19 protein-coding genes and 1 pseudogene are annotated in these 21,716 nt (G+C 63.6%); 6 read left to right on the top strand and 14 right to left on the bottom strand.

Annotated features, from left to right (window positions below; translation table 11 throughout):
• Positions 1-139 precede the first annotated feature (139 nt).
• Positions 140-895: an isocitrate lyase/phosphoenolpyruvate mutase family protein gene (locus QCE69_RS25320; RefSeq protein WP_309933618.1), complete on the top strand. Its 756-nt coding sequence runs from the start codon at positions 140-142 to the stop codon at positions 893-895.
• A 67-nt stretch (positions 896-962) separates the two neighbouring features.
• Positions 963-1,700, top strand: a complete 738-nt coding sequence (locus QCE69_RS25315; RefSeq protein WP_309924173.1) for an SDR family oxidoreductase — start codon at positions 963-965, stop codon at positions 1,698-1,700.
• 97 nt (positions 1,701-1,797) lie between these two features.
• On the opposite strand, the gene QCE69_RS25310 is transcribed toward QCE69_RS25315, so the two are convergent.
• From QCE69_RS25310 to QCE69_RS25270, 9 genes are all read right to left on the bottom strand, one after another.
• The gene (locus QCE69_RS25310) at positions 1,798-2,895 is read right to left on the bottom strand and encodes a type I restriction endonuclease (RefSeq protein ID WP_309924171.1); all 1,098 of its coding nucleotides are present in this window, start codon (positions 2,893-2,895) and stop codon (positions 1,798-1,800) included.
• Between the two features lie 198 nt (positions 2,896-3,093).
• Positions 3,094-4,713: a gamma-glutamyltransferase family protein gene (locus tag QCE69_RS25305; RefSeq protein WP_309933616.1), complete on the bottom strand. Its 1,620-nt coding sequence runs from the start codon at positions 4,711-4,713 to the stop codon at positions 3,094-3,096.
• A 456-nt stretch (positions 4,714-5,169) separates the two neighbouring features.
• Positions 5,170-6,216: an ABC transporter substrate-binding protein gene (locus QCE69_RS25300; RefSeq protein WP_309933614.1), complete on the bottom strand. Its 1,047-nt coding sequence runs from the start codon at positions 6,214-6,216 to the stop codon at positions 5,170-5,172.
• Positions 6,217-6,251: 35 nt separating this feature from the next.
• Complete coding sequence (locus QCE69_RS25295; RefSeq protein ID WP_309924165.1) at positions 6,252-7,379, bottom strand: FAD-binding oxidoreductase; 1,128 nt, start codon at positions 7,377-7,379, stop codon at positions 6,252-6,254.
• Positions 7,372-8,796, bottom strand: coding sequence for an NAD(P)/FAD-dependent oxidoreductase (locus QCE69_RS25290; protein ID WP_309933613.1), 1,425 nt, complete (start codon positions 8,794-8,796; stop codon positions 7,372-7,374). Before QCE69_RS25290 ends, QCE69_RS25295 begins: the two co-directional genes overlap by 8 nt.
• Positions 8,793-9,143 carry a (2Fe-2S)-binding protein gene (locus QCE69_RS25285; protein WP_309924161.1) on the bottom strand — a complete coding sequence of 117 codons (351 nt, stop codon included), beginning with the start codon at positions 9,141-9,143 and terminating at the stop codon, positions 8,793-8,795. Before QCE69_RS25285 ends, QCE69_RS25290 begins: the two co-directional genes overlap by 4 nt.
• 10 nt (positions 9,144-9,153) lie before the next feature.
• The gene (locus tag QCE69_RS25280; protein WP_309924160.1) at positions 9,154-9,948 is read right to left on the bottom strand and encodes an ABC transporter permease; all 795 of its coding nucleotides are present in this window, start codon (positions 9,946-9,948) and stop codon (positions 9,154-9,156) included.
• A gap of 15 nt (positions 9,949-9,963) precedes the next feature.
• Positions 9,964-10,881: an ABC transporter permease gene (locus tag QCE69_RS25275; RefSeq protein ID WP_309924158.1), complete on the bottom strand. Its 918-nt coding sequence runs from the start codon at positions 10,879-10,881 to the stop codon at positions 9,964-9,966.
• The gene (locus tag QCE69_RS25270; protein ID WP_309933611.1) at positions 10,874-11,965 is read right to left on the bottom strand and encodes an ABC transporter ATP-binding protein; all 1,092 of its coding nucleotides are present in this window, start codon (positions 11,963-11,965) and stop codon (positions 10,874-10,876) included. Before QCE69_RS25270 ends, QCE69_RS25275 begins: the two co-directional genes overlap by 8 nt.
• Before the next feature lie 284 nt (positions 11,966-12,249).
• Between QCE69_RS25270 and QCE69_RS25265 the strand changes: the two genes are divergently transcribed.
• Positions 12,250-13,110 carry an IclR family transcriptional regulator gene (locus QCE69_RS25265; RefSeq protein WP_309933610.1) on the top strand — a complete coding sequence of 287 codons (861 nt, stop codon included), beginning with the start codon at positions 12,250-12,252 and terminating at the stop codon, positions 13,108-13,110.
• 20 nt (positions 13,111-13,130) lie between these two features.
• On the opposite strand, the gene QCE69_RS25260 is transcribed toward QCE69_RS25265, so the two are convergent.
• The 3 genes and pseudogenes from QCE69_RS25260 to QCE69_RS25250 form a co-directional block, all read right to left on the bottom strand.
• Entirely contained in the window at positions 13,131-13,694 is a 564-nt protein-coding gene (locus QCE69_RS25260; RefSeq protein WP_309934185.1) for a glycine betaine ABC transporter substrate-binding protein, read from the bottom strand.
• Positions 13,657-13,926: a hypothetical protein gene (locus QCE69_RS25255; protein WP_309933608.1), complete on the bottom strand. Its 270-nt coding sequence runs from the start codon at positions 13,924-13,926 to the stop codon at positions 13,657-13,659. The genes QCE69_RS25260 and QCE69_RS25255 overlap by 38 nt, the downstream gene beginning before the upstream one ends.
• Before the next feature lie 254 nt (positions 13,927-14,180).
• Positions 14,181-15,508: pseudogene (locus QCE69_RS25250) on the bottom strand (MFS transporter).
• Between the two features lie 164 nt (positions 15,509-15,672).
• Between QCE69_RS25250 and QCE69_RS25245 the strand changes: the two are divergent.
• Positions 15,673-16,587 (top strand): LysR family transcriptional regulator, encoded by a 915-nt coding sequence (locus tag QCE69_RS25245; RefSeq protein ID WP_309933606.1) that lies wholly within the window; start codon positions 15,673-15,675, stop codon positions 16,585-16,587.
• A 16-nt stretch (positions 16,588-16,603) separates the two neighbouring features.
• Here QCE69_RS25245 and QCE69_RS25240 read toward each other — a convergent pair whose 3' ends face one another.
• Both QCE69_RS25240 and dld read right to left on the bottom strand, forming a co-directional pair.
• Positions 16,604-18,103, bottom strand: coding sequence for an argininosuccinate lyase (locus QCE69_RS25240; protein WP_309924144.1), 1,500 nt, complete (start codon positions 18,101-18,103; stop codon positions 16,604-16,606).
• Positions 18,104-18,376: 273 nt separating this feature from the next.
• Positions 18,377-20,113 (bottom strand): D-lactate dehydrogenase, encoded by a 1,737-nt coding sequence (gene dld, locus QCE69_RS25235; protein ID WP_309924143.1) that lies wholly within the window; start codon positions 20,111-20,113, stop codon positions 18,377-18,379.
• A gap of 267 nt (positions 20,114-20,380) precedes the next feature.
• Here dld and QCE69_RS25230 point away from each other — a divergent pair, with 267 nt between their 5' ends.
• On the top strand, positions 20,381-20,905 hold the full coding sequence (locus tag QCE69_RS25230; protein ID WP_309816733.1) for a 2,4'-dihydroxyacetophenone dioxygenase family protein: 525 nt from the start codon (positions 20,381-20,383) through the stop codon (positions 20,903-20,905).
• Positions 20,902-21,660 (top strand): SDR family NAD(P)-dependent oxidoreductase, encoded by a 759-nt coding sequence (locus tag QCE69_RS25225; protein WP_409021232.1) that lies wholly within the window; start codon positions 20,902-20,904, stop codon positions 21,658-21,660. The genes QCE69_RS25230 and QCE69_RS25225 overlap by 4 nt, the downstream gene beginning before the upstream one ends.
• The last annotated feature ends 56 nt before the right edge of the window (positions 21,661-21,716 follow it).

The raw sequence follows: 21,716 nt of genomic DNA, 5'->3' as shown, positions 1-21,716 counted from the left end.
GAGTTGACTGGGCGGAGCGACGAAGAACCCAAATCGCTCTGCACCCTCTACTACGGCCCGCCATTGAACGGTCGGACACGATGCACGTCCGTGCAAGGAGGTGAGAGATCGCAGACATGAGGATCTAACCGCCTCGCCCATGACAGGCGAAGCGGGGTTCTTCTCATTTACGGCTCACAAGTCCAGTCAAGACCTGCTTCGGCGGAGCAATCGCCCAAATAGACGACGCATTCACCTATGGGCGCTCGGTTATCCGGACGGCCGCATGCTGCCGTTCGATGAAGTCCTCGCATCGGTTCGACGGATCGTGCGCGTGCTCGCCGTGCCGTTGTCAGTGGACGTCGAACACGGCTATTCCGACGATCCGGAGACCGTCGCAGAGCAGGTGCTGCGGCTGGCGGAGCTGGGGATTGCGGGCATCAATATCGAAGACGGACCCGACCCGGCATCGCTGCTGGCCGCGAAGATCAAGGCGATCAAGGCGGCTGTGACGAAGGCCGGCCTGGACCTGTTCGTCAATGCACGCAGCGACGTGTTCCTGGCCAGCCTGGTCGAACCGGCGAAGCAGCCGGAGGAGGCGATTGCGCGCGGCGGGCTGTATGCATCGGCGGGCGCGGACGGTTTGTTCGTTCCGGCGCTGATGCGGCCGTCCCACATCGAGACGATCGTCCGGGACATCCGGCTGCCTTTGAATGTGATGGCGCTGCCGGGCCTGCCCGATGCCGCGACGCTCGGAAGGCTCGGCGTACGGCGGCTCAGCGCGGGCAGCGGCATCGCGCAGGTGGTGCTCGGCAGGAGCAAGGCCATGGCCGCGGACTTCCTCGCGCACGGCCGTTCCGAAGCGCTCGACGACACGCCGCTGCCATACGGCGAGATTCAAGGATTGTTCAACTGATGGATCGGTATGGGCGGACAGGCCCTTCACGATTTTTTGTATTCAATAAACCACTCTGGAGATTGACATGATGCTCGAAGGAAAACGCGCGCTGGTCACCGGCGCAAGCCGCGGTATCGGCGCTTCGATTGCAAAGGCTCTGGCGGCCGCTGGCGCGGACGTCGCGATCACGTATGAGAAGTCGGCGGAACAGGCCGCGCAGGTCGTGCAGGCAATCGAAGCGCAAGGTCGCCGTGGCGTCGCGATCCAGGCGAATAGCGCGGATGCAGCGGCGATCGATGCTTCCGTGCAAAAGACGGTGGAGTCGCTGGGCGGGCTCGATATCCTGGTCAACAACGCCGGCATTCTGCGCATGGGCGATGTGAAGGACATCTCGCTCGAAGATATCGATGCCACGCTGAACGTGAACGTGCGCGCGCCGATTCTCGCTGCCAAGGCGGCGATTCCGCACCTGAAGGCGGGCGGCCGCGTGATTTCGATTGGCAGCTACTTTGCGGACCGCGTTCCCGCTTCGTTGCTCGGCGTTTATTCCGCGTCCAAGTCGGCGCTCGTGGCGTTCACGCAGGGCCTCGCGAGAGAACTCGGCCCGCAGCGGATCACGGCGAACCTCGTGCAGCCCGGCTCGATCAACACGGACATGAATCCGGTGGAAGGTCCGTTCGGGCCGACGCTGAAAGCGTTGACGGCCACCGGCGACTACGGCACGGGCGAGGATATCGCGCAGGCCGTGGTCTTTCTGGCGAGCGCGAACGCCGGTTATATCACCGGGGCGACGCTCACTGTGGATGGCGGTGCGAACGCCTGAAGACGGAAGGGTGCTTTTGTATGCCGGCCCGCTGTGATCCTGCACGACGGCGGCGCCGGCTCAAACATCAGAACATGTGCCTGATGCACGGAGACAACTAAGCGACAGCGCTTTCGTCTTCCCGGGCAGGTTTCATGTACGACGTCGCGCAGGCTTTCAATCTGTCGGAAAGCTCGAAAATGGCATCGAGATTGTCCAGATGCACACGATCCTCTTCCTTCTTGTCGTCGAACACGCCGATGACAAGCCTGCTTTCGTTCTTGAAGCGCAATCTGCAGATGGGTTTGCGATTGTTATCATCGAAGAGAATCGCGCAATAGCTCGCCGCACCGCGGATCGCCACCATCCCCGGCGATATGACAGGCCGCAGGATCGCCCGGATAATCTGGAATGCTTCGACCTCGATAGCAGTCGGCTCAGATGCGTCTCCGGATGCTGCATCACTCCCTGTCGGTGGAACTGAGGGAAGCAACGCCGGCTCCGGTGTCATTGCGCCCTTGAGACGGCCATTGATCTTGTCGGCCACCAGCTGCTGAAAAGCGTGTTTCGTGACCTGCGTGAATTGATCCTTGACGGTGGTCCTGAACTGTTTCCCTGCGAGGAATTCCGCTGAAACGAGCCGAACGAATTCCTCGGGAGGCTCAGCCATCCATTCGTTCAAGGTATTCTTGATTGCACGCGTATATTTGAGGTGGTTTGCCGTGGTCAGGATATTTTCGAGGTCAAACGCAGCTTTGGCGAACTTCTTCAGTTCATCGACATCCTGATCGCGGAAGTCAGCGATATTGAATTCGAAGAACGGTTTCTCGTCCATCTTGTTCGGCTGTTCAAGGTCGGTAAAGAAGCGATAGACGAGACCATTCGTCAACACCCCGAATCGCGCCTCCGTGACATGGAAGTAGCGGAAGAGCTGGCTTGCATGATTGATGTTGAGATCGCCGCCGGACCTCTTGCACTCGAACAGCATGATAGGTTTGCCGTCTTTCAGGATCGCATAGTCCACCTTCTCGCCTTTCTTCGTGCCAACATCGGCGATCAGCTCGGGCGTCACCTCGAGGGGATCAAAGACGTTATATCCCAGCAGATGGATGAACGGCATCACCATGGCATTCTTGGTTGCCTCTTCGGTTTGCACCCTATCCTTCGCTGTTGCGATGCGTGCCGCCAAAGTCCTCACTTCATCGATGAAATCCATATTTCTCTTCTCCTCCGTTCTTGGACGAATCGCTCCCGCGCGAGAGTCCCACGATTCAGCCTTCGTAAACGTCAAAGAATGTCAAGCTTTGTAAGTGCGCAACAAAGCTTTAGAAATCGAATTTATCTGATTGCGTTACAAATTGATTGTGGCAGTAGCGATGTCTCGATGAATCCTGCTCCTGCCTGCCCAAGAAACCTACCAGCCAATCGCCGCGCCGTCACTGCGCGGATCGTGGCCGCCTTCGAAGCAACCGTTCGGGTAGCGGATGATGGCCCCGGCGTGACCCATGGTTTCGTCGTAGGGCAGCAGGACATCGACTTCATGGCCGAGTTGCCGCAGCGCGGCCACCGTCGCATCGCCGAAGCGCGCCTCCAGCTTGAGCGAATCGCTCGCCTGTCCCCATGTGCGCCCGAGCAGCCAGCGCGGTGCGTCGATGGCCGATTGCGGATTCCAGCCATACCGCGCGATGCGCGTGAACACCGCGCTCTGCGATTGCGGCTGGCCGTCGCCGCCCATGTTGCCGTAGACCATGACGCGTCCATCGGCGAAACGCGCGAGTGCGGGATTCAGCGTGTGGAAAGGACGCCGGCGCGGCATCAGCGGATTGAGCGAGGCTGCGTCGAGCGAGAAGCTGCAGCCGCGGTTCTGCCAGTTCACGCCCGACCCCGGCAGGACGATGCCGCTGCCGAACTCGTGATAGATGCTCTGGATGAAACTCACGGCGACGCCGTCGCCATCGACGACGCCAAGCCACACGGTATCCGCCGGACCGCGTCCGTTGCCCCACGGCGCGGCCTGCGTGAAGGAAATCTGCGCGGCGAGTGCGTCGAGGCGCGCGGGATCGAGCAGGGTCTGCGGATCGATGTCCATGTGATCCGGATCGGTGATGTGTGCGTCGCGGATCCTGAAGGCGAGCTTGGTTGCTTCGACGCACGCGTGCACGTACTCGGGGCCGAGCGGGTCCATGTCGTCGCGCAGCACGCGGTCCAGCAGTCCGACGATGAGCAGTGACACGAGACCTTGTGTCGGCGGCGGCATGTTGTATACCGAGCCGAGCGAATGCTTGAGCGCGAGCGGCGTCACCAGGCGCGCGCGATGACGCTCGAAATCTTCCAGCGCGAGCGGGCTGCCGAGCGCGCCGAGTTCTCGCGCAAGCGTGCGCGCGAGATCGCCGCGATAGAAATCGTCGAGACCGTTATGGACGAGCTGCGCGAGCGTCGCGGCCATGCGCGGCTGCCTGAAGCGAGCGCCGGCGCGCGGCGGGCCGCCATCGAGTGCGTCGGGCATGAAGCTTTCGGCGAAGCCCGGCACGTCTGCCAGTTCGCCGCGCTTGCCGGCGACGCAGCGCGCCTGGCTGTCGGTGACGGGCACGCCGTGGGTGGCGTAGGCAATGGCGTCGTCGAGCAGGCGCGAGACCGGCAGACGACCGCCTAGCGTTTTCGCAGACCAGTCGAATGCGGCCTGCCAGCCCGACACGGTCCCGGCCATCGTATTCGCAGCAAGCGCGCCGCGATGCGGAATGCGGTCGAGCCCGAGCGCGCGATACCGTTCGATGCTGGCGCCCGAGGCGGCGGACCCGCATGCCTCGATGCCGACGGGTGGCTCGCCCGGACGCGAGATCAGCCAGAAGCCGTCCCCGCCGATACCGTTCATGTGCGGATATACCACCGCGATGGTGGCTGCGGCGGAGATCATCGCTTCGACCGCGTTGCCGCCTTCGCGCAGTACGGCGAGGGCGCTTTGCGTTGCAAGTGAATGCGGCGCGACGGCCATGCCGCGTGTGCCGCGCGAAGGGTTGGAGTGCTGGAAGGTCATGAGGGCGCGTTCGGAATGAGTGGAAAGCGAAGGCGCGAGGTTGTCGCGCGTGTTTCCTCATTGTCGGTGGCCTGAATGATCGCGTCCAATGAATCCGCGGCATGGGGCGGTTTTCGCGGCTGTCGGTCTGGCGCGATGAAGCCGCTTCGCAAGAGCGGCATGGCGGCTCGCAAGTAGTCGACTGTCGTCCTGGATGCCCGGCGGCCGGGCACTGCTTTCAAGAAAGCGATCCGCAAACGTGCATTATTTTCCGGAACGCGTTCAGCTTTTTATCGGAACGGGCCCCGACACCTTGCCCACCAAGAGCTTCGGCAGTTGCAAGAAAATGCGGAATTGGCTGTTCCGAAGAAGGCCATCAAGTCGTGGACAAGCGGCTGCGGCAACCCCATTCAGTCCCGAGAGACGCTGAAAGGGAGAAGACTGCCGCGCCGCCGTCCAGCGCCAGCGCGAACCTGCTTACTTCTCGATCTGCTGATTCCAGCGCTGATCCCACTGCGCGCGGTTCGCATTGATGGTGTCCCAGTCCACCACCGTTACTTTCTTCACGAGCGTGTTCAGGTCGCCGAGATTCTTTTCCATGTCCGGCGTCATCTTCGCTTGCGAATTCGTGGGGATCTGCTTGCCCGCTTCGGCCGCCTTGGTCTGCGCGGGCGCGGACAGCAGATACTGCGCGAGTTTCTGAGCGAGCGCCGGATCGGGATTGTTCTTCACGACGCACAGATCGACCAGCAGCAACACCGCGCCTTCCTTCGGCGCGACGTAGGCAACCGGCAGGCCCTTGTCCTTCAGGTCGCCGATGGCGGTCGGCGTGAGCGGAAACAAACCGGCTTCGCCCGTGGTAATCATCTCCGAGAGCTTCGCCGAGTTAGGAATGTATTCGACGACGTTCGGGCCGACCGTCGTCGCCCATTTGCTGAAACCCGGCTCGACGTTCTTCTCGCTTCCGCCGAGCAGACGGTTGATCGCGAGGAAACCGTGCAGGCCGAACGTGCTGCTGGAAGCCGACTGGAACACGACCTTGCCCTTGTACTTCGGATCGGCGAAGTCCATCCACGAGGTCGGCGGCGCCCAGCCCTTTTCCTTGAACAGCTTGGTGTTGTAGCCGATGCCCGTCATGCCGAGCTGCACGCCTGCGCCCATGTCGTCCTTCAGGCGCGCGAACGGATAGAGTTCCTTGAGTACGGGCGCGTCATCGAGCTTCTGGCAGATGCCCATGCTGACGGCGCGCGCCATCACGCCGTCGTCGAGGAACGCGGCATGGATCTGCGGACTGTTGCGGTTCGCGAGCAGCTTCGCGAGCACGTCGGACGACGTGCCGGGCACCACCACGACCTTGACGTTGTTGGCCTTCTCGAAGTCAGGCAGCACCTGGCTGGTGTAGGCCTTCTCCATCGGTCCGCCGTTCATGCCGATATAGATCGTCTTGCTCTGCGACCAGGCTTGCGACGAGACACCGAACGCGACGAGCGCGGCAACGGAGGCGAGTGTGCGGGGCAGGTTCATCGTGATTGTCCTTGTTATGGCGATTGCGTTTGAGGTTAGTGAGCAGCGGAGAGCGGCACCCGGCTGAAGCGTTGAATCGAGAACGCGTCGATCGGCGTGCGGGTATCGCCTTGCGTGACGAGCTCGGCGAGCACTTCGCCGACGCCGGGCGCAAGCAGGAAGCCTCCGCCCGAAAAACCGAATGCATGCAGCAGACGCGGCGTGGTGCGGCTCAGGCCGATGACCGGATTGCTGTCCGGCGTTTCGCCTTCCACGCCGCTCCAGGTGCGGATCAACAGTGCATCGCGCAGCGCCGGCAGCAGCGCACAGGCATCGCGCATCACGGCGCGCGTGGTGGCGGTGGACGGCTGGGCATACTCGCCGTCGCCATGACCGCGGCCGCCGCCGATCACGCAATTGCCGCGCTCCACTTGCCGCGCATACACGCCGCCGCCCACCACGCCGAGACTGTGGCCGATGAAGCGCGGCAGCGGCTCGGTCACCCACATGTTCGGATAGATGGGTTTCATCGGCACAGTCTCGCCGAAGCTGCCCGCGATGCGATTGGCCCACGCACCCGCGCTGTTGACGAGCCAGTCCGAGCTGATGCGGCGGTCGCCCGCGCGCATCTGGAAACGCGTGCCGTCGAAGACGATATCGGCGAGCTCGGTCTGCTCGCGCACGTCGACACCCGCGCGACGTGCGGCATGCGCGAAACCCGGCGAGACGAGACGCGGATTCGCGTGACCATCGCTCGGACAAAGCGACCCGCCGATCGCCGCCGGACCCAGCCACGGATAGCGCTTGCGAAATTCCGGGCCGCGCAGCACCTGCGATTCGACACCGTGCTCGCGCGCCATCGCGGACCATTGGTCGAGCACATCGAGATCGGCTTCGCGGCGTGCGAGCCGCAGATGACCCGACACCACCAGCTCGCCATCGATGCCGATCAGTTCAGGCAAGCGAGCATAGACGCTTCGCGCGCGCACCGCGAGCGGCATCTGTTCGGGACTGCGGCCTTGCGTGCGCACGCCGCCATAGTTCACGCCGCTCGCCTGCGCACCGCAGAAGCGCCGTTCGATCAGCGCGACCCGCAGCCCTTGCAATGCCAGCGCCAGCGCCGTGGATGACCCGACGAGGCCGCCGCCCGCGATGACGACATCGTAGTGACGCGCCTCACTCATCGTGGGCTTCCTCGGGCTGGACCTGCACGCCGTCGTCGTAGAGCATCGGCGTGATGGGAATGGGTTTGATGGGCGCCTGGCTGCGCAGCCTGCCCACTTCGGAAACCTGCTTGCCGGTTTCGGCGGCGAGCAGCGCCACGGCCGCTTCACCGCACATGCGCCCCTGGCAGCGGCCCATGCCGATGCGCGTAAGCGCCTTCAGCCGGTTCACTTCGGTGGCGAGGCCACTGCGGACGCACGCGCGCAGTGTGCCTGCGGTGACTTCCTCGCAGCGGCAGATCACGAGATCGTCGGGCCAGGTCTTCGCGGCATGATCGGGCGGCGCGAACGCCTGCTCGATACCGACACGAAACGCGCCGATGCGTGAGAGCTGTTGTTCGAGCCGCGCGGCATCGGGCTGGCTATGACGATGCGTCATGACGCCGAGGTCCTCGATCAGCGCGAGCGCCGCACGCTGGCCGGCGAGTTCGGCGGCATCCGCGCCGGCGATGCCTGCGCCATCGCCGGCGAGATACACGTTGCGCACCGAACTGCGGCCGGCTGCATCGCGTTCCGGAATCCAGCAGCGATTGAGCGTGTCGAAACGGAAGCGGCAACCGGCGAGATCGGCGAGCTGGGTCTCCGGGCGCAGACCGAAACCGATGCCGACGGCATCGCACTCCAGCGCGCGCGCCTCGCCGCGATGCGTGCGCCAGCGGATCGAACGCACGGCGTCTTCGCCTTCGATGGCATCGAGCGTGACGCCGCGTTCGATACGCACGCCGCGCGCCTGCAGCCATGCCACGTAATACAGGCCCTTCGCGAAAGTCGCGGGCTGGCTGAGCATGCGCGGCGCGGCCGCGGCCTGCCGTGCGAGCGGACTGGTATCGAGTGCGGCGGCGATCTGCGCGCCGGCCTTCACGTATTGATAGGCGACGAGATAAAGCAATGGCCCCGTGCCTGCCAGCACGATGCGCGCGCCGATCGCGCAACCCTGCGACTTCAGCGCGACCTGCGCGCCGCCGAGCGTGTAGACGCCTGCAAGAGTCCAGCCGGGGAGCGGCATGACGCGATCGGTCGCGCCGCTCGCGATGATCAGATGCGTGAACGGCACGGTGGCTTCGCGGCCGGCGTGGAGCGTATCGAGCCGGTTCGCTTCGCATGACCAGACCAGCGTGCCGGGACGATAGTCGATCCCGGGCAGGAGCGCTTCCATCGCGCGATGTACGGCATCGGCCTTGCTGGCCTCGAAGCCATAGAGCGTGGACTTCGCGCGTGCGAAGCCCGCGTCCGCCGGCGGCTGGCGATAGATCTGTCCACCCCAGCGCGGATTTTCATCGATGACCACCGGCCGTACACCGGCGCCCACGAGTGTCTGCGCCGCACGAATCCCCGCGGGGCCCGCGCCGACGATCACCACACGGCGCTCGCCGCTCATTGCGCATCCTCCGGGTTCGCTGTGTGCAATGTGCGCGATGTGCATTGTCCCTGCGTGACGATGCGCATGCCGGCCTCGATGCGTGTAGAGCAGGCGCGCATGCGCGTGCCGTCCTCGCCGCGCACCCAGCAGTCCTGACACGCGCCGATCAGGCAGAAGCCTGCACGCGGTGCGTCGCTGAACTCGCTGTGGCGCACATGGCGCTGCTGCAGAAGGATCGCGGTGAGGAGCGTGTCGCCCGCGAGGGCTTGCGTGGGCGTGCCGTCGAGGATGAAGGAAACGGGCGCGCGTCCGGTTTCCGCGAGTCGGACGAATTGCGGGGCGCAGCGGGACGTCGGGGTAGTCATGAGATGTCGTTCAGTGCTGGCCGATCAGAATGCGGTTGAGCCCATACACGCGATCGAGGATGAGCATGGCCCCGGCAGTGATGAAGATCACCAGCGCGGACACGGAGGCCATCATCGGATCGATCGATTCGGTCGCGTACATGTACATGCGCACCGGCAGCGTGATGGTCTGGGGCGACGTGACGAAGACGGACATGGTCAGCTCGTCAAAGCTATTGATGAACGCGAGCAGCCAGCCGCCGGTGATGCCGGGCAGGATCATCGGCCAGGTGACGCGGCGGAAAGTGGTCCATGCGCCCGCGCCCAGCGACGCCGCTGCATGCTCGACGCTACGGTCCATGCCGGTCACCGAAGCCAGCACGAGCCGCATGACGAACGGCGTGATGACGATCATGTGCGCGAGGATCAGCCACGCGAACGAACCGGTTGCACCGATCATCGCGAAGAAACGCAGCATGGCGATGCCGAGCACAAGGCCGGGAATCACGAGCGGAGAAAGCAACAACGCGTTCAGGAAATTTCTGCCCGGAAAGCGCCCGCGGCCAATCGCGAGTCCCGCCGGCAACGCGATGACGAGCGAAAGCGTCGCCGATGCAAAAGCGAGCTTGACGCTGTTGAAAAAAGCCGAAATGAAATCCGGATAGTCGAGGATCGCGCGGAACCAGCGCAGCGACAGTGCATGGGTGGGCAGCGTGAGCGTCTCTTCGGGCGTGAATGCGACCAGCACGACGACAGCGAGCGGCGCGAGCACGAAGAGAATGACGATAGTGTGGAACGCGAGGGCGATGGGACCGTTTTTACGCATGATGATTCGTCTCGCTCAGCCCATGCTGCGCGCATAGCGCCGCTCGAGCACACGGTAATAAGTGAGCATCACGACCAGATTGGCGATCAGCAGCAGCACCGCGATGGTCGCGCCGAGCGGCCAGTTCATCGAGCTGAGGAACTGGTCGTACACGGTGGTTGCGGCGACCTTCAGGCGTCGTCCGCCCAGCAGGCCCGGAATAGCGAACGCGCTCGCGGAGAGGCCGAACACCATCAGGCTGCCCGACAGGATCCCCGGCACCAGTTGCGGCAGCACGATGCGCCGCAGGGTGACGGCGGGCGAGGCCATCAGCGACAGCGCGGCGTTCTCGGTTTGCGGATCGATCCGTTGCAGCGCGGTCCAGACCGGAATCACCATGAACGGCAGCATCACGTGCACGAGCGCGATGACAATCGCGAAGGTCGTATAGAGCAGCTTGTACGGCCCCATGCCGAACACGCCGAGCAACTGGTTCACCAGACCGTTCACGTTGAGCAGCATGCTCCAGCCGAACGCGCGCACGACCACCGAAACGAGCAGCGGCGCGAGGATCACCAGCAGGAAGAGGGAGCGCCAGGGATCTCCCATGCGCGACAGGATGTAGGCCTCGGGTGTGCCGATCGCGATGCACAGCACCGTCACGAGCGCGGCGATGCCGAAGGTGCGCAGGAAGATCGTGTGGAAGTACGACGAGCCGAGCACCTCGGCGTAGTTATGCAGATCGAATGCCGCCACCGGGCCGAGCGACGGATCGAAACGATAGAACGTCAGTGCGAGCGTCATGCCGAGCGGCACGATCACGAGCACGCAGAACAGCAGCAGGGCGGGCGCGCTCATCAGCCACAAGGGCAGATACGCATGCCACGGCGCGCGTCGCGTGTTTTGCGGGTCGGGTGTCGCGGTGGGGCTGGAGGAGCGCAGCGTGCTATCCACGGGCGGCCTCCTGCTGGATGAAGCGGATCGATTCCGTGTTCCAGTCGATGCCCACCTGCGCGCCTTCATCGAGCGGGTCGTCGCCGTGGTTCTGGCAGCACACGAGCATTTCGCCGGCGCGGCTGTCGAGACGATAGAGCCACTGGCTGCCGAGGAAGAAGCGGCTGGTCACGCGACCCGGCAGACGTCCGCTGCCCGCCGCGCCGAGCCGGAGCTTCTCCGGACGGATGCAGACCGTGATCGCGGCGCCGACGCCGATGCCGCGCTCGCGTTCCGGCAATTGCGAGGTCGTGCCGGTTTCCGCGAGGTCGTGACCGAGGTCGATGCGGATCGCGTCGCCATCGCGCGCCACGATCTTTCCATGCAGCATGTTCGCCTTGCCGATGAACTGCGACACGAAGCTCGTCTCGGGCCGCTCGTAGGCGCGATACGGCGAGTCCACCTGCGTGATGCGGCCCGCTTCCATCACGACGACACGATCGCTGATGGACAGCGCCTCGGACTGGTCGTGCGTGACCATGATGGTCGTCGTGCCGATCTTGCGCTGGATGCCGCGCAATTCAAACTGCATGTCCTCGCGCAGCTTGGCGTCGAGGTTCGACATGGGTTCGTCGAGCAGCAGCACCGGCGGCGCGATCACGATGGCGCGCGCGATCGCGACGCGCTGACGCTGGCCGCCGGACAGCTCACGGGGAAAACGGTGCGCGTAGGCATCGAGGCGCACGAGCGAGAGCGCTTCTTTGACGCGCTCACGGCGCTCGGCGCGGTCGATGCCGCGCATCTCCAGGCCGAAGCTCACGTTCTGTTCGACGCTCATGTGCGGGAACAGCGCATAGCTCTGGAACACGATGCCGAGACCGCGCCGGTTCGGCCGCATGTGGGTGATGTCGCGCCCATCGAGCATGATGCGTCCGCGCGTGGCCTCGATGAAGCCGGCGATCATTTGCAGCGTCGTGGTCTTGCCGCAGCCTGACGGCCCGAGCAGCGAGACGAATTCGCCTTTCTCGACCGACAGGTTGACGTCGGCGACGGCGTGCAGATCGCCGAATGACTTCGACAGATCGGTCAAGGTGAGAAACGACACGGCGAGCCCCTTCGGTGCGCCTGCATGGCGACATCCGTTTGATTGCGATGGAGCGACTCTAGCCAGCCAAATTTCGCCCGGTCAATTTAAAATTCCATCCATTGATTAGAATCTGCATTTGGATTTCGATTAATGAAATTATCGTTACGATGTTCCGGAAGAAATTTCGCTGAGCGGTATGTGGGTAATCCCGGAGCGCCGCTTCAGGATTGGACATCCGCGTGTCCCGGGGCAGGTGGAGCAGCGGCGCAGTTATTCCGTTTAATGGAATCGGAGAGGCAAGAATGCAGGTATTGGACGAAGAAAACGGAACGCCCGGCGCGGGCATGCTGCAGCGTGCCTTCGCCGTGATCCGGGCGCTGGGCAACGATCAGGTGGAAGGAAGCCGCGTCACGGCGCTGGCGAAAGCTGTCGGCCTCACACAGGCCACCGTGCACCGGATTCTCCATGCGCTGATTGCGGAAGGGGTGGTCGAGCAAGACGAGGGCAGCAAGCGCTATCGGCTGAGCGTCGATTTTTTCTCGCTCGCGGCGCAGGCAGGCAACCCGAGCCGCATGCGCGCGCTGTGCAGGCCCGCACTCTTGAGGTTGTGTTCGGGACTCGGCGAAACCATCTTCCTGCTGGTGAAGAGCAGCTTCGATGCGGTGTGCCTCGACATCTGCGAAGGTCCGTTTCCCATCCGCTCCTTCACAGGCGATGTGGGCGGACGCGTGGCGCTGGGCGTCGGACAGGGCAGCCTCGCGATACTCGCATTCCAGCCCGAAGCGGAGCGTGAAGAGATCATTCGCTTCAACGTGCCGCGTCTGCACAGCTATGGCGTATTCGACGAAGTCTATTTGCGCACCGAGATCGAACGGGTGCGCACGCAGGGCTACGCGGGGCGCAACAGCGGTCTGATCGACGGAATGGCGGGCGTTGCGGTGCCGATTCTCGACCGTTCGGGCCTTGCGATCGGCGCATTGAGCGTCGGCACCTTGTCCACGCGCCTTGGCGAAGACCGCCTGCCGATGGTGGTCGAACTGTTGAGACGCCAGGCCGAGGCGCTCGGCCAGCAGATCAATCCGTTCGATGTCGCCGTGCGGCGGCCGGTACACGGCCTGACGCGCGCGATGGCGACGAAGCCGTTATCCGGATCGGGAGATTGATCCCGGGTTTGTGTGCCCGGTCAGGCGGCGAACCATGAGGAGACGAGCGCATCGTTGGCTCGCATCCACGCACGCGCGGCTTCCAGCGGCGTTTTTTTCTGAACGTTCACCAGCCAGTCCATTTGCGTCACGCCGTCGATTCCGAGCCGGATGCGCAAAAGCACGCGCACCGTTCGCTCCGGAAGCATCTTTAGCCGCGCGTGCGGCGCCACCAGCGAACCGCGATTCTCACCGCCCAGCACGTGCAGAGGATCGTCGAGCGGCCGCAAGCGGCCACCGTTGTTGAGGTATTGCGGCGTCCAGGTCGGGAAGATGAAGCGTTGACGCTGAGCGAGCGCGGCGTCGTGAGCGGCGATCCATTCGCCTTGCGAACCTGGCTGGAAGCGATAGCCCAGCTCCTCCAGGTTGTACTCGTCCATGGCGATCTCCGAGAGTCTCGTGATCGCCGCGCCGGCTCCGATGCCCTGGATGGACAGGTTCATCGTTTTCATCACGTCCGGCCTGGCGAGATCGGCGATGGAGTGGATTTCCGTCGCCGGAACATAGTCAGGCACGGCCCAGAAAAAGCGTGCGCCCTGATACAGCTCCGCGACTTCCTGCGCGTTCCGGCCGTATCCGGTCCAGTATTCGTTGTGTCCAGAAGCTGAGCGATATCTGTCCGAGGGTGATGGTCTGGAGCTTCTTCGGTTGCGTCTGCGCCGCCACGCATGTGAACATCGATCCCGCCGCCGCGATCATCAGTGCGCGCCGGCCATGGTTCAGAGGCGCATGGCCGACATGACGCAGGTTCCGGGCGTTTTCCGGCTGATGTTCCATCTGACGCTCCTCCGCTTCGATGCGCAAGAACGCGCGACCCATGGCAAGCGCGGCAGAAGTCCGGCGCCTTCATACAGGCTAGCGCGCTTCACACCCTGGGCCGTGGGCTCAGTGCGTTCTGGCAAGGCGTCAGAAAACAGCGTCCAGGCATTCCGCTTTTTAAAGAGCCGGTTTGTTCCGGAAAAAAGCGGAATGGAAGCGCGATAAAAACCGGATCGCTGCACGCGCCGATTCCATCGTCGCAAGTGCCGGAATCATGTAGCCCGGTCGCGTCGATGCGCAGGCCTCGCGGCCGCCAGCAGCACGATGCCGCTCAGCAGGAGCAGCGGCGCAAGAATGTGGATGGCGTCATCGAGGCTGCCCGTTCTGCTGCGGACGATACCGATTGCCCATGGATTGACGATGCCGCTCGTGATCCCGATGCTGCTGACGAGCGCGATGCCGGCCGCCGTGTCGCGGGCCGGGAAGTGTGTCGGCGGGACGGCCCAGAACACCGGCAACGCCGCATAGATCGACACGCATGCCACGGTGAGCAAGCCCAGCATGACCACGAGGCTGTGCGGATGCAGCGTCAGCGCACCGAGTGCGGCGGCGCCGCCGGCCGTGCACCACACGAAATGCCAGCGGCGCTCGCGGGTATGGTCGGAATGCCTTGCAATGACGATCAGGCCGACGACGCCGATCGCATTCGGAATGACGGAATACAGGCTGACGAGCGCGACGTCATCGACGCCGAAGTCGCGAATCATCAGCGGCAGCCAGAAGTTGAGCGTGAGTGATGCGCAGGTCAGCGTGAAGTAGACGAACGCGAACAGGTACACCTTCGGATTCGCGGTGATGGCGCGTGTACTGCTCGCGCGCGTGGCCGACGCCTGCAAGGCAAGCATCGCGCCCAGACGCGTCTTTTCAGCCTCGGAGAGCCAGTTTGCCTGAGCCGGGGAATCGGCCAGGCACACTCGCGCGACGAGGCCGAGGGCAACCGCGGGCAAGCCTTCGAGCGCAAACATCCATTGCCAGCCGAAGAGTCCGAGCATGCCGTTCATGTCGCGCATGATCCATCCGGAGAACAATCCGCCAAGCATGCCGGCGGTGGCGACACCCGCGATGAAGACGGACATGATGCCGGCGCGCCGATGCGGGGGAAACCAGTAGGTCATGTACAGGATGATGCCCAAGAAGAACCCCGCCTCGAACACGCCGAGCATGAAGCGAAGCGCGAAATACGCCGACGGCGTGGAGGCCAGCATCGTGCCCATGGCCGTGATTCCGGAAAAAAAGCATGATGCGCGAGAACGTCTTGCGCGCGCCGAAGCGTGCAAGCAGCATGTTGCTTGCACGCTTCGCAGATGACATGGCCGAGATAGAAGACGCCGGCGGCGAGCCCGTACATCGCGTCGGTGAAGCCGAGATCGTGCTTCATCTGAAGCTGCGCGAAGCCGACGTTGATCCGTTCCAGAAACAGCACGACAAAGCAGGCGAACAGGAAGGGCACGATGCGCCAGGTGATCTTGCGATCGAGCACATGGTCTTCGTCAGGCGGATGCGTTCCGGAAACAAGGTTCGTCAGCAAGGACCTGACCATGTTCGGAATCGAAGAGTGGGCCGCCGTCGAAGGGTAACGCGCGCGGCGCTTTCTGGGTGGAACGGCATCTTCCGCTTTTTTTCTTAATCGGCGGCGTGCGGACCGGCTTTACTTTTGCGAGGAAGCTAGTCTATAACCGGAACATCCTTGAAAAATAATCAACGATGAAAGTCACGCTCGACGAGCTTCAGACCTTTGCCGCCGTGGTCGACACGGGTTCCATCACTGCCGCCGCGGAGCAGCTGGATCAGACCGTCTCCGGCGCAAGTCGGACTTTGGGCCGGCTCGAAGAAAAACTCCAGACCACGCTTCTGCGGCGAACCACCCGCCGGCTGGAACTGACGGACGAAGGCAAGAGTTTTCTTCAGAACGCACGTGAAATCATCGATGCGGTGGAACGTGCTGAAGAGCAGATTGCTGCGCGCCGCGAGCGGCCGTCCGGATTGTTGCGCGTCGATGCCGCGACGCCGTTCATGCTGCACGTGATCGTGCCGCTGCTCGCCGGATACCGTGAACGCTATCCGCACGTCGAACTGGAACTGAACAGCAATGAAGGGGTGATCGACCTGCTGGAACGCCGCACCGACGTCGCGATCCGCATCGGCAGGCTGAAGGATTCGACGCTGCACAGCCGCCCGATCGGCAGCAGCCGGATCCGCGTGCTCGCGTCGCCACGATATCTGGAAGCGCATGGGCATCCGAAGCGCGTCGACGAACTCGCGGGCCATGCGCTGCTCGGCTTCACCCAGCCCGAGTCGCTCAATGCGTGGCCGCTTTCGGCACGGGACAGCGAGCCGTATCGGATTACGCCGGCTATCGCGTCCTCGAGCGGCGAGACGCTGCGGCATCTCGCGCTGGAAGGACAGGGCATCGTATGCCTGTCGGACTTCATGACCCTGCGCGACCGGCGCGAAGGCAAGCTCGTGCAGATCCTTGCGCGGCACACGCAGGAAGTGCGGCAGCCCATCAACGCCGTCTACTACCGCAACACGGCGATCTCGGCACGGATCGCCTCGTTCGTCGATTATCTGGCCGACGCCGTCACGACCACCGAGTTCGCGCTGACGGGGCGGCGCTGAGCATCCTGAAGATGCCTCAGCGGCTGCTCAGGAGCGTGTCGAAGTCGCGGTCGAGCCGGTTCAGCGATGCATCGATCCGCGCACGCTTCTCCTTGATCCATTGATCCTGTTGCGCAAGCTTCGCTTTCGCCTCGGTGAGCATGCGCGTCATCTCGGCTGGTTGAGGACCGCCCAAGGTGCGCCGGTTATTGACGATGGCGACCGGATCAAGCGTCGAACGAAATTCCGCCTCGCTCATGGGCAGCACGCCATTGCCGTACCCTTGCGTGGTTTCCGCATAAATCCGCTGTGCCTGGTCATAGGGAAAGTCGCTGGGCTTGATGTCGTGCGCTCGCGCGTATTCCACGACCTCCGAAGCAAAGTGATGTCCCAGTCTGAACGGCAGCTTGTATTTGCGCATCAGCACGTCGGCGACTTCCTGCGAAGCGGTCCAGTCGCTGTTCAGTTCTTCCAGCGCGCGGCCCTGATCGATCACCAGCGCATTGAGGATCGCATTCCACTTTCGCAAGACCGTGATCGCGCTGTTCACCATCTCCTTGTTGTCGCGGACTTCCTTCGCGTCGGGCATGCCCGGCGGCAGGTTGTGGGCGCGCATCACCGGGCCCATGGCGAGCGTGATGGCGGTGGAGGCATCGGCGCGGGTCGAATTCAACAAGCCCGGATTGCGCTTCTGCGGCATCGCGCTGGACACATAGGTGTTGTTGCCGCCCTCCTGCAAGAGGATCCAGGGACGCGGCTGCGCGTACTGCGTCATTACATCCTCGATGAAGCTCCCCGCATGAAGCGCGATGCTCGTGACGATCGCGCCCGCTTCGACAGGATGATCGACCGCGGCGATCTGATGCGCATCGTAAGCGTTGTCGACGATGCCGGCGAACCCCAGATACGCTGCCATGCGCGTTCGATCCAGCGGCCAGCTCGTGCCGTTCAGGACGGTTGTTCCCATCGGAGAGAGATCGATGCGTGCATAGGCTTCGCGAATGCGTTGCGCGTCACGATCGAGCGCGGCCGCATAGCCCAGCAGATAGTGACCGTAGCTGTTCGGCTGCGCCGCGACGCCGTTGGTGTAGTTCGGCACGATGGTGTGTTCGTGCTTCTGTGCGAGCGCCACGATCGTCGTGGCGGTCTGGTTCAGCTGATCGGCGAGGCGCAGCATGTCGTCACGAAGGATCGCCGCGCGGTAGGTTGCGTGCATGTCCTGGCTCGAGCGTCCCGCATGCAGGAGCGTGACATCCATGCCTGCTGCCTGGATCATCAGCGGCTCGAAGGTGATCACCGTGGACGGGCGCTTGCCGCCGGGTTGATCGCCATCGTGAAGCACCTTGGCAAGGCCCGCTGCGATGCCGGGCGCCAGCGACTTGTCCAGCAACCCCTCTTGCGTATTGATGACCGCGCTGGCCTTGTTGATCTCGCCGAGCCAGTAGAACTCGTCGCGGTTCGGCGTCTGCTGGGCTGCCGCCGGCAATGCATGGAAAAGAATCGCGAAAGCGAGTGGTAAGACTTTTTTTCTGAGCATGGTCTCGTTTGTTCTGGTCGCTTCAGTGGGCACGACGGAGTCCGCAAGTTGTTGCGGCTCGTCGCCAAGACAGCGATTCTAATCGCGTAAGCCCGAAGCTGCGACGCGCAAACCTCAAGCGACGAATATCCCGAATCGAGGCCGCGCTCCGCTAATGAAATGAACGCATTCCGTTTTTTAATGGAACGGATGCGTCCCGCCGCGCGCGATACAGCCCGGCTTCGTATAGGCCCATGGGGTCTCAATGACCCTCAGCAATCGAGCTCGACACGATCAGGGCGCGTGCTGCACGCCCTCATGTTCGCTTTCGCAAGCACAGGCATACCCCGGCTTGCCCCAGTTGAACACGCGTGATGTCTTGCCGATGCCAGGATTGAACGAGTTCGTCGGGTCGAGTTGCTCGTAGAACTCGCGCAACGAAGCCTTGGCCTCGTACAGATGCCCGACGTTGTGCTCGGCCGGATATTCCGCGCCACGCGCGGCGAGCAGCGCAAGAATGGTGTCCTTGACGCGGTCGCAGTCCACGCCCTTCTTCACCAGATACTCCTGGTGCAGCACGTGGCAGAAGAAATGGCCGCAGTACATCGTGAACTCGATGTCCTTCGTGATCTCCGGCGGCAGGCGCTCGAACCAGTCGGTGGTATTGCGCGGCAGGGCGATGTCGAGCGCCACGATGTCTTCCACGGTGCGCGGATGCACCGCGCGATAACGGACCATCGCGCCGCCGATCGCAAAGCGGTTGAGGAACGCCGCCTTGCCTTCCTCGTCGGTGCATTCGAAGTAGTCGCCTTGCTGCGTCGGGAAGCGCGCTTGCAGATACGCGCGCGCCTCCTGCACGCCGTCATTGCCCATCTTCAGCAGCAAGTGATGCTCGAAGCGGTCGCGGTACTCGATGAGCCTGCGCGGCAGATGCTCGGGCAACAGCCGGCTCGCGGCCTGCAACAACCGGTCGCTGATCGCACCGCCCAGGCCGGCCTTTTCGGTGAAGCCGTCGAAGCGGCTCTTCGCCGCGAACGCATGCGGCACCTTGTCCGTGCCGAACTTGCGGATATACAGGAACATGTCCTTGCCATAGCGGCGGGCAATGTCGAACGCGCCGCGATGCATGTATTCGCCCGCTATCGGCAGGCTCTCGAAGTCCGCAAGAATGTCGCGGCGGATCGTCTCGAGTTCGGCCGGATCGTTGCTGCCGACATAGAACACCTGGGTGTGTTCGTCCGCCGGGAAGGTATCCAGCCGCAGCGCGAACACCGCGAGATGTCCCGCGGAGCCGGACGCTTCGTAGAGCCGGCGCGGATCCGCGTTGAAGCGCGCGGGCGTGGCAGCCGAGATGTCGCGCACATGGGTGCTGTATTCATGATCCGATGCCAGCAGCCCGGCGGCAGCCGGAATATCGTCGGGTAGCTCGCCTGCATCGAGGCGCGCGAGGATGGCCTCGGCCGAATCGCCCAGGTCGATGCCCAGATGATTGACGAGCTTCAGTTCCCCGTCCGCCGTGATGCGCGCGTGAATGGACAACTGCGTGAACGCGGGACCGCGGCGGATCAGCGAGCCGCCCGAGTTGTTGCAGATGCCGCCCGTCACCGAAGCGCCGATGCAGCTCGAACCAATCACCGAATGCGGCTCGCGCCTGAGCGGCTGCAAGCGCTTTTCCAGTTGATCCAGCGTCACGCCGGGCTGGCAGACCACCTGTTCGCCGTTGCGAATCAGATCGAGCCGGCGCAGCCGCATGCCGTTGATGATGATGACCGGGCGGTCATAACCTTCGTCCGCCGGAGTCGATCCGCCTGTCAGCCCGGTATTGGCCGCCTGGCAGATGACGATGATGTTGGCCTGGTGGCACGCTTGCAACGCGCGCCACATTTCAACCAATGTACCGGGTTGCACGGCAGCCAGCACCGCGCCGCCGCCGTAGCGATAACCCTGCCTGAAGCGGCGCGTTTCAGTGGCGCCGGTGAACACGAACTTGCTGCCGACGATATCGCCGAGCGACTGGATGAGTGCTTGCATGTTGAACGATTCGTTGTGGTCGCGGGGTCGCGGGGTCACGTCGCGCTGTCGTCGCCATGGACGGGGCTTGCGTCGATCCTAGCATGCGTCCTTGCGAAGCCTTGACGGTGGAGGCGAGGCGGTCAGGGAATACCCTAGCCTTGACCGGCATCAACAGCGCACCGGATAATTGTCCATATCGTGATTTACGTGTCCGTATTGTGGACGTCGCTGGAAAGACGTTCCAGCACGCAGATCACCCGTATCGGACTTCAAAACGAGATATCCATGCCCACGATCGTCGAAACCAATCCGATGACGCCTTACCAGCTGCCTTTCCCGAAGGAAGCGCAAAAGGAAGTCGTTGTCCCGTTCGCCATTCCCACCGATGAGCGCGTGTGGGTGCCGCAGGCCGAGAACGTGTCGTTCCGTCCCCTGTGCCTGAATGCATCGCAAGGTTACTGGATGAACCTGCTGCGCGTGCGCAAGTCGGGCGTGCTGAGCCGGCACCGCCATCCGCAAGGCGTGCACGGCATGGTGCTGAAGGGGCGCTGGAAGTATCTGGAACACGAATGGACCGCCACGGAGGGCAGCTATGTCTACGAGCCGCCGGGCGAGACGCATACGCTGTACGTGCCTGAAGACGTCGAAGAGATGATCACGTACTTCCAGGTCAACGGCGTGATGTTCTATTGCGATCCGTACGGCAACTACACCGGCTACGAAGACGTCTTCACGAAGATCGACATGTGCCGCAAGCACTACGCGCAGGTCGGCCTGGGCGAAGACTACGTCGACCAGTTCATCCGATGAACATGCATTCCGCCCAGGCTGCGCTCGCGACTTATGACTTCGCGGCACGCGTGGCTGTCGTGACGGGCGCGACCGGCGGCATCGGCCGCGCGGTCTGCGACTCGCTGGCGAAGCAGGGCGCCACCGTCGTCAACTGGGATCTTGCGCCCGGCCCCGACGACGCCACGCCCGCCGCCTCGCAATGCCAGGTGAACATCGCCGATCCCGCGTCGATCCAGCGCGCGCTCGACGCCACGCTGGCGCGTCATGGCCGCATCGACTTCCTCGTCAACAACGCGGGCTTCGCCGGTTCCACCGCGCCGCTCGATGATTACGATCCCGACGAGTGGCAACGCATCGTCGAGATCAATCTGATCGGCACGTTTCACGTGAGCCGCTTCGTCGTGCCGGAGATGCGCCGCGCGGGGCAGGGCCGCATCGTCAATATCGCGTCGCTGGCGGGCAAGGAAGGCACGCCCAACGCATCCGCGTACAGCGCGGCCAAGGCCGGCGTGATCGCGATGACGAAGTCGCTCGGCAAGGAACTCGCGAAGACAGGCGTGCTCGTGAACGGCATCGCGCCGGCTGCGGTGGAAACGCCGCTGCTCGGCCAGATGTCGCCGGCCCACGTGCAGACGATGATCGACAAGAGCCCGATGGGCCGCCTCGGCACCGTCGACGAAGTCGCGCAGCTGGCGCTCTGGCTCTGCTCCGATTCCTGCACCTTCAGCACGGGCGCGATCTTCGATCTCTCGGGCGGCCGCGCCACATACTGATACCGGCCAGCGGGCCTCCGCCGGACGGCCCGTCACGCATGCCGGACCTGACCTGA

This window comes from Caballeronia sp. LZ032 (genome assembly GCF_031451315.1).
In the GTDB taxonomy this organism is placed as follows: domain Bacteria; phylum Pseudomonadota; class Gammaproteobacteria; order Burkholderiales; family Burkholderiaceae; genus Caballeronia.
The sequence above is the reverse complement of the archived record's forward strand: the minus strand, read 5'-3'. Positions and strand labels throughout refer to the sequence as shown.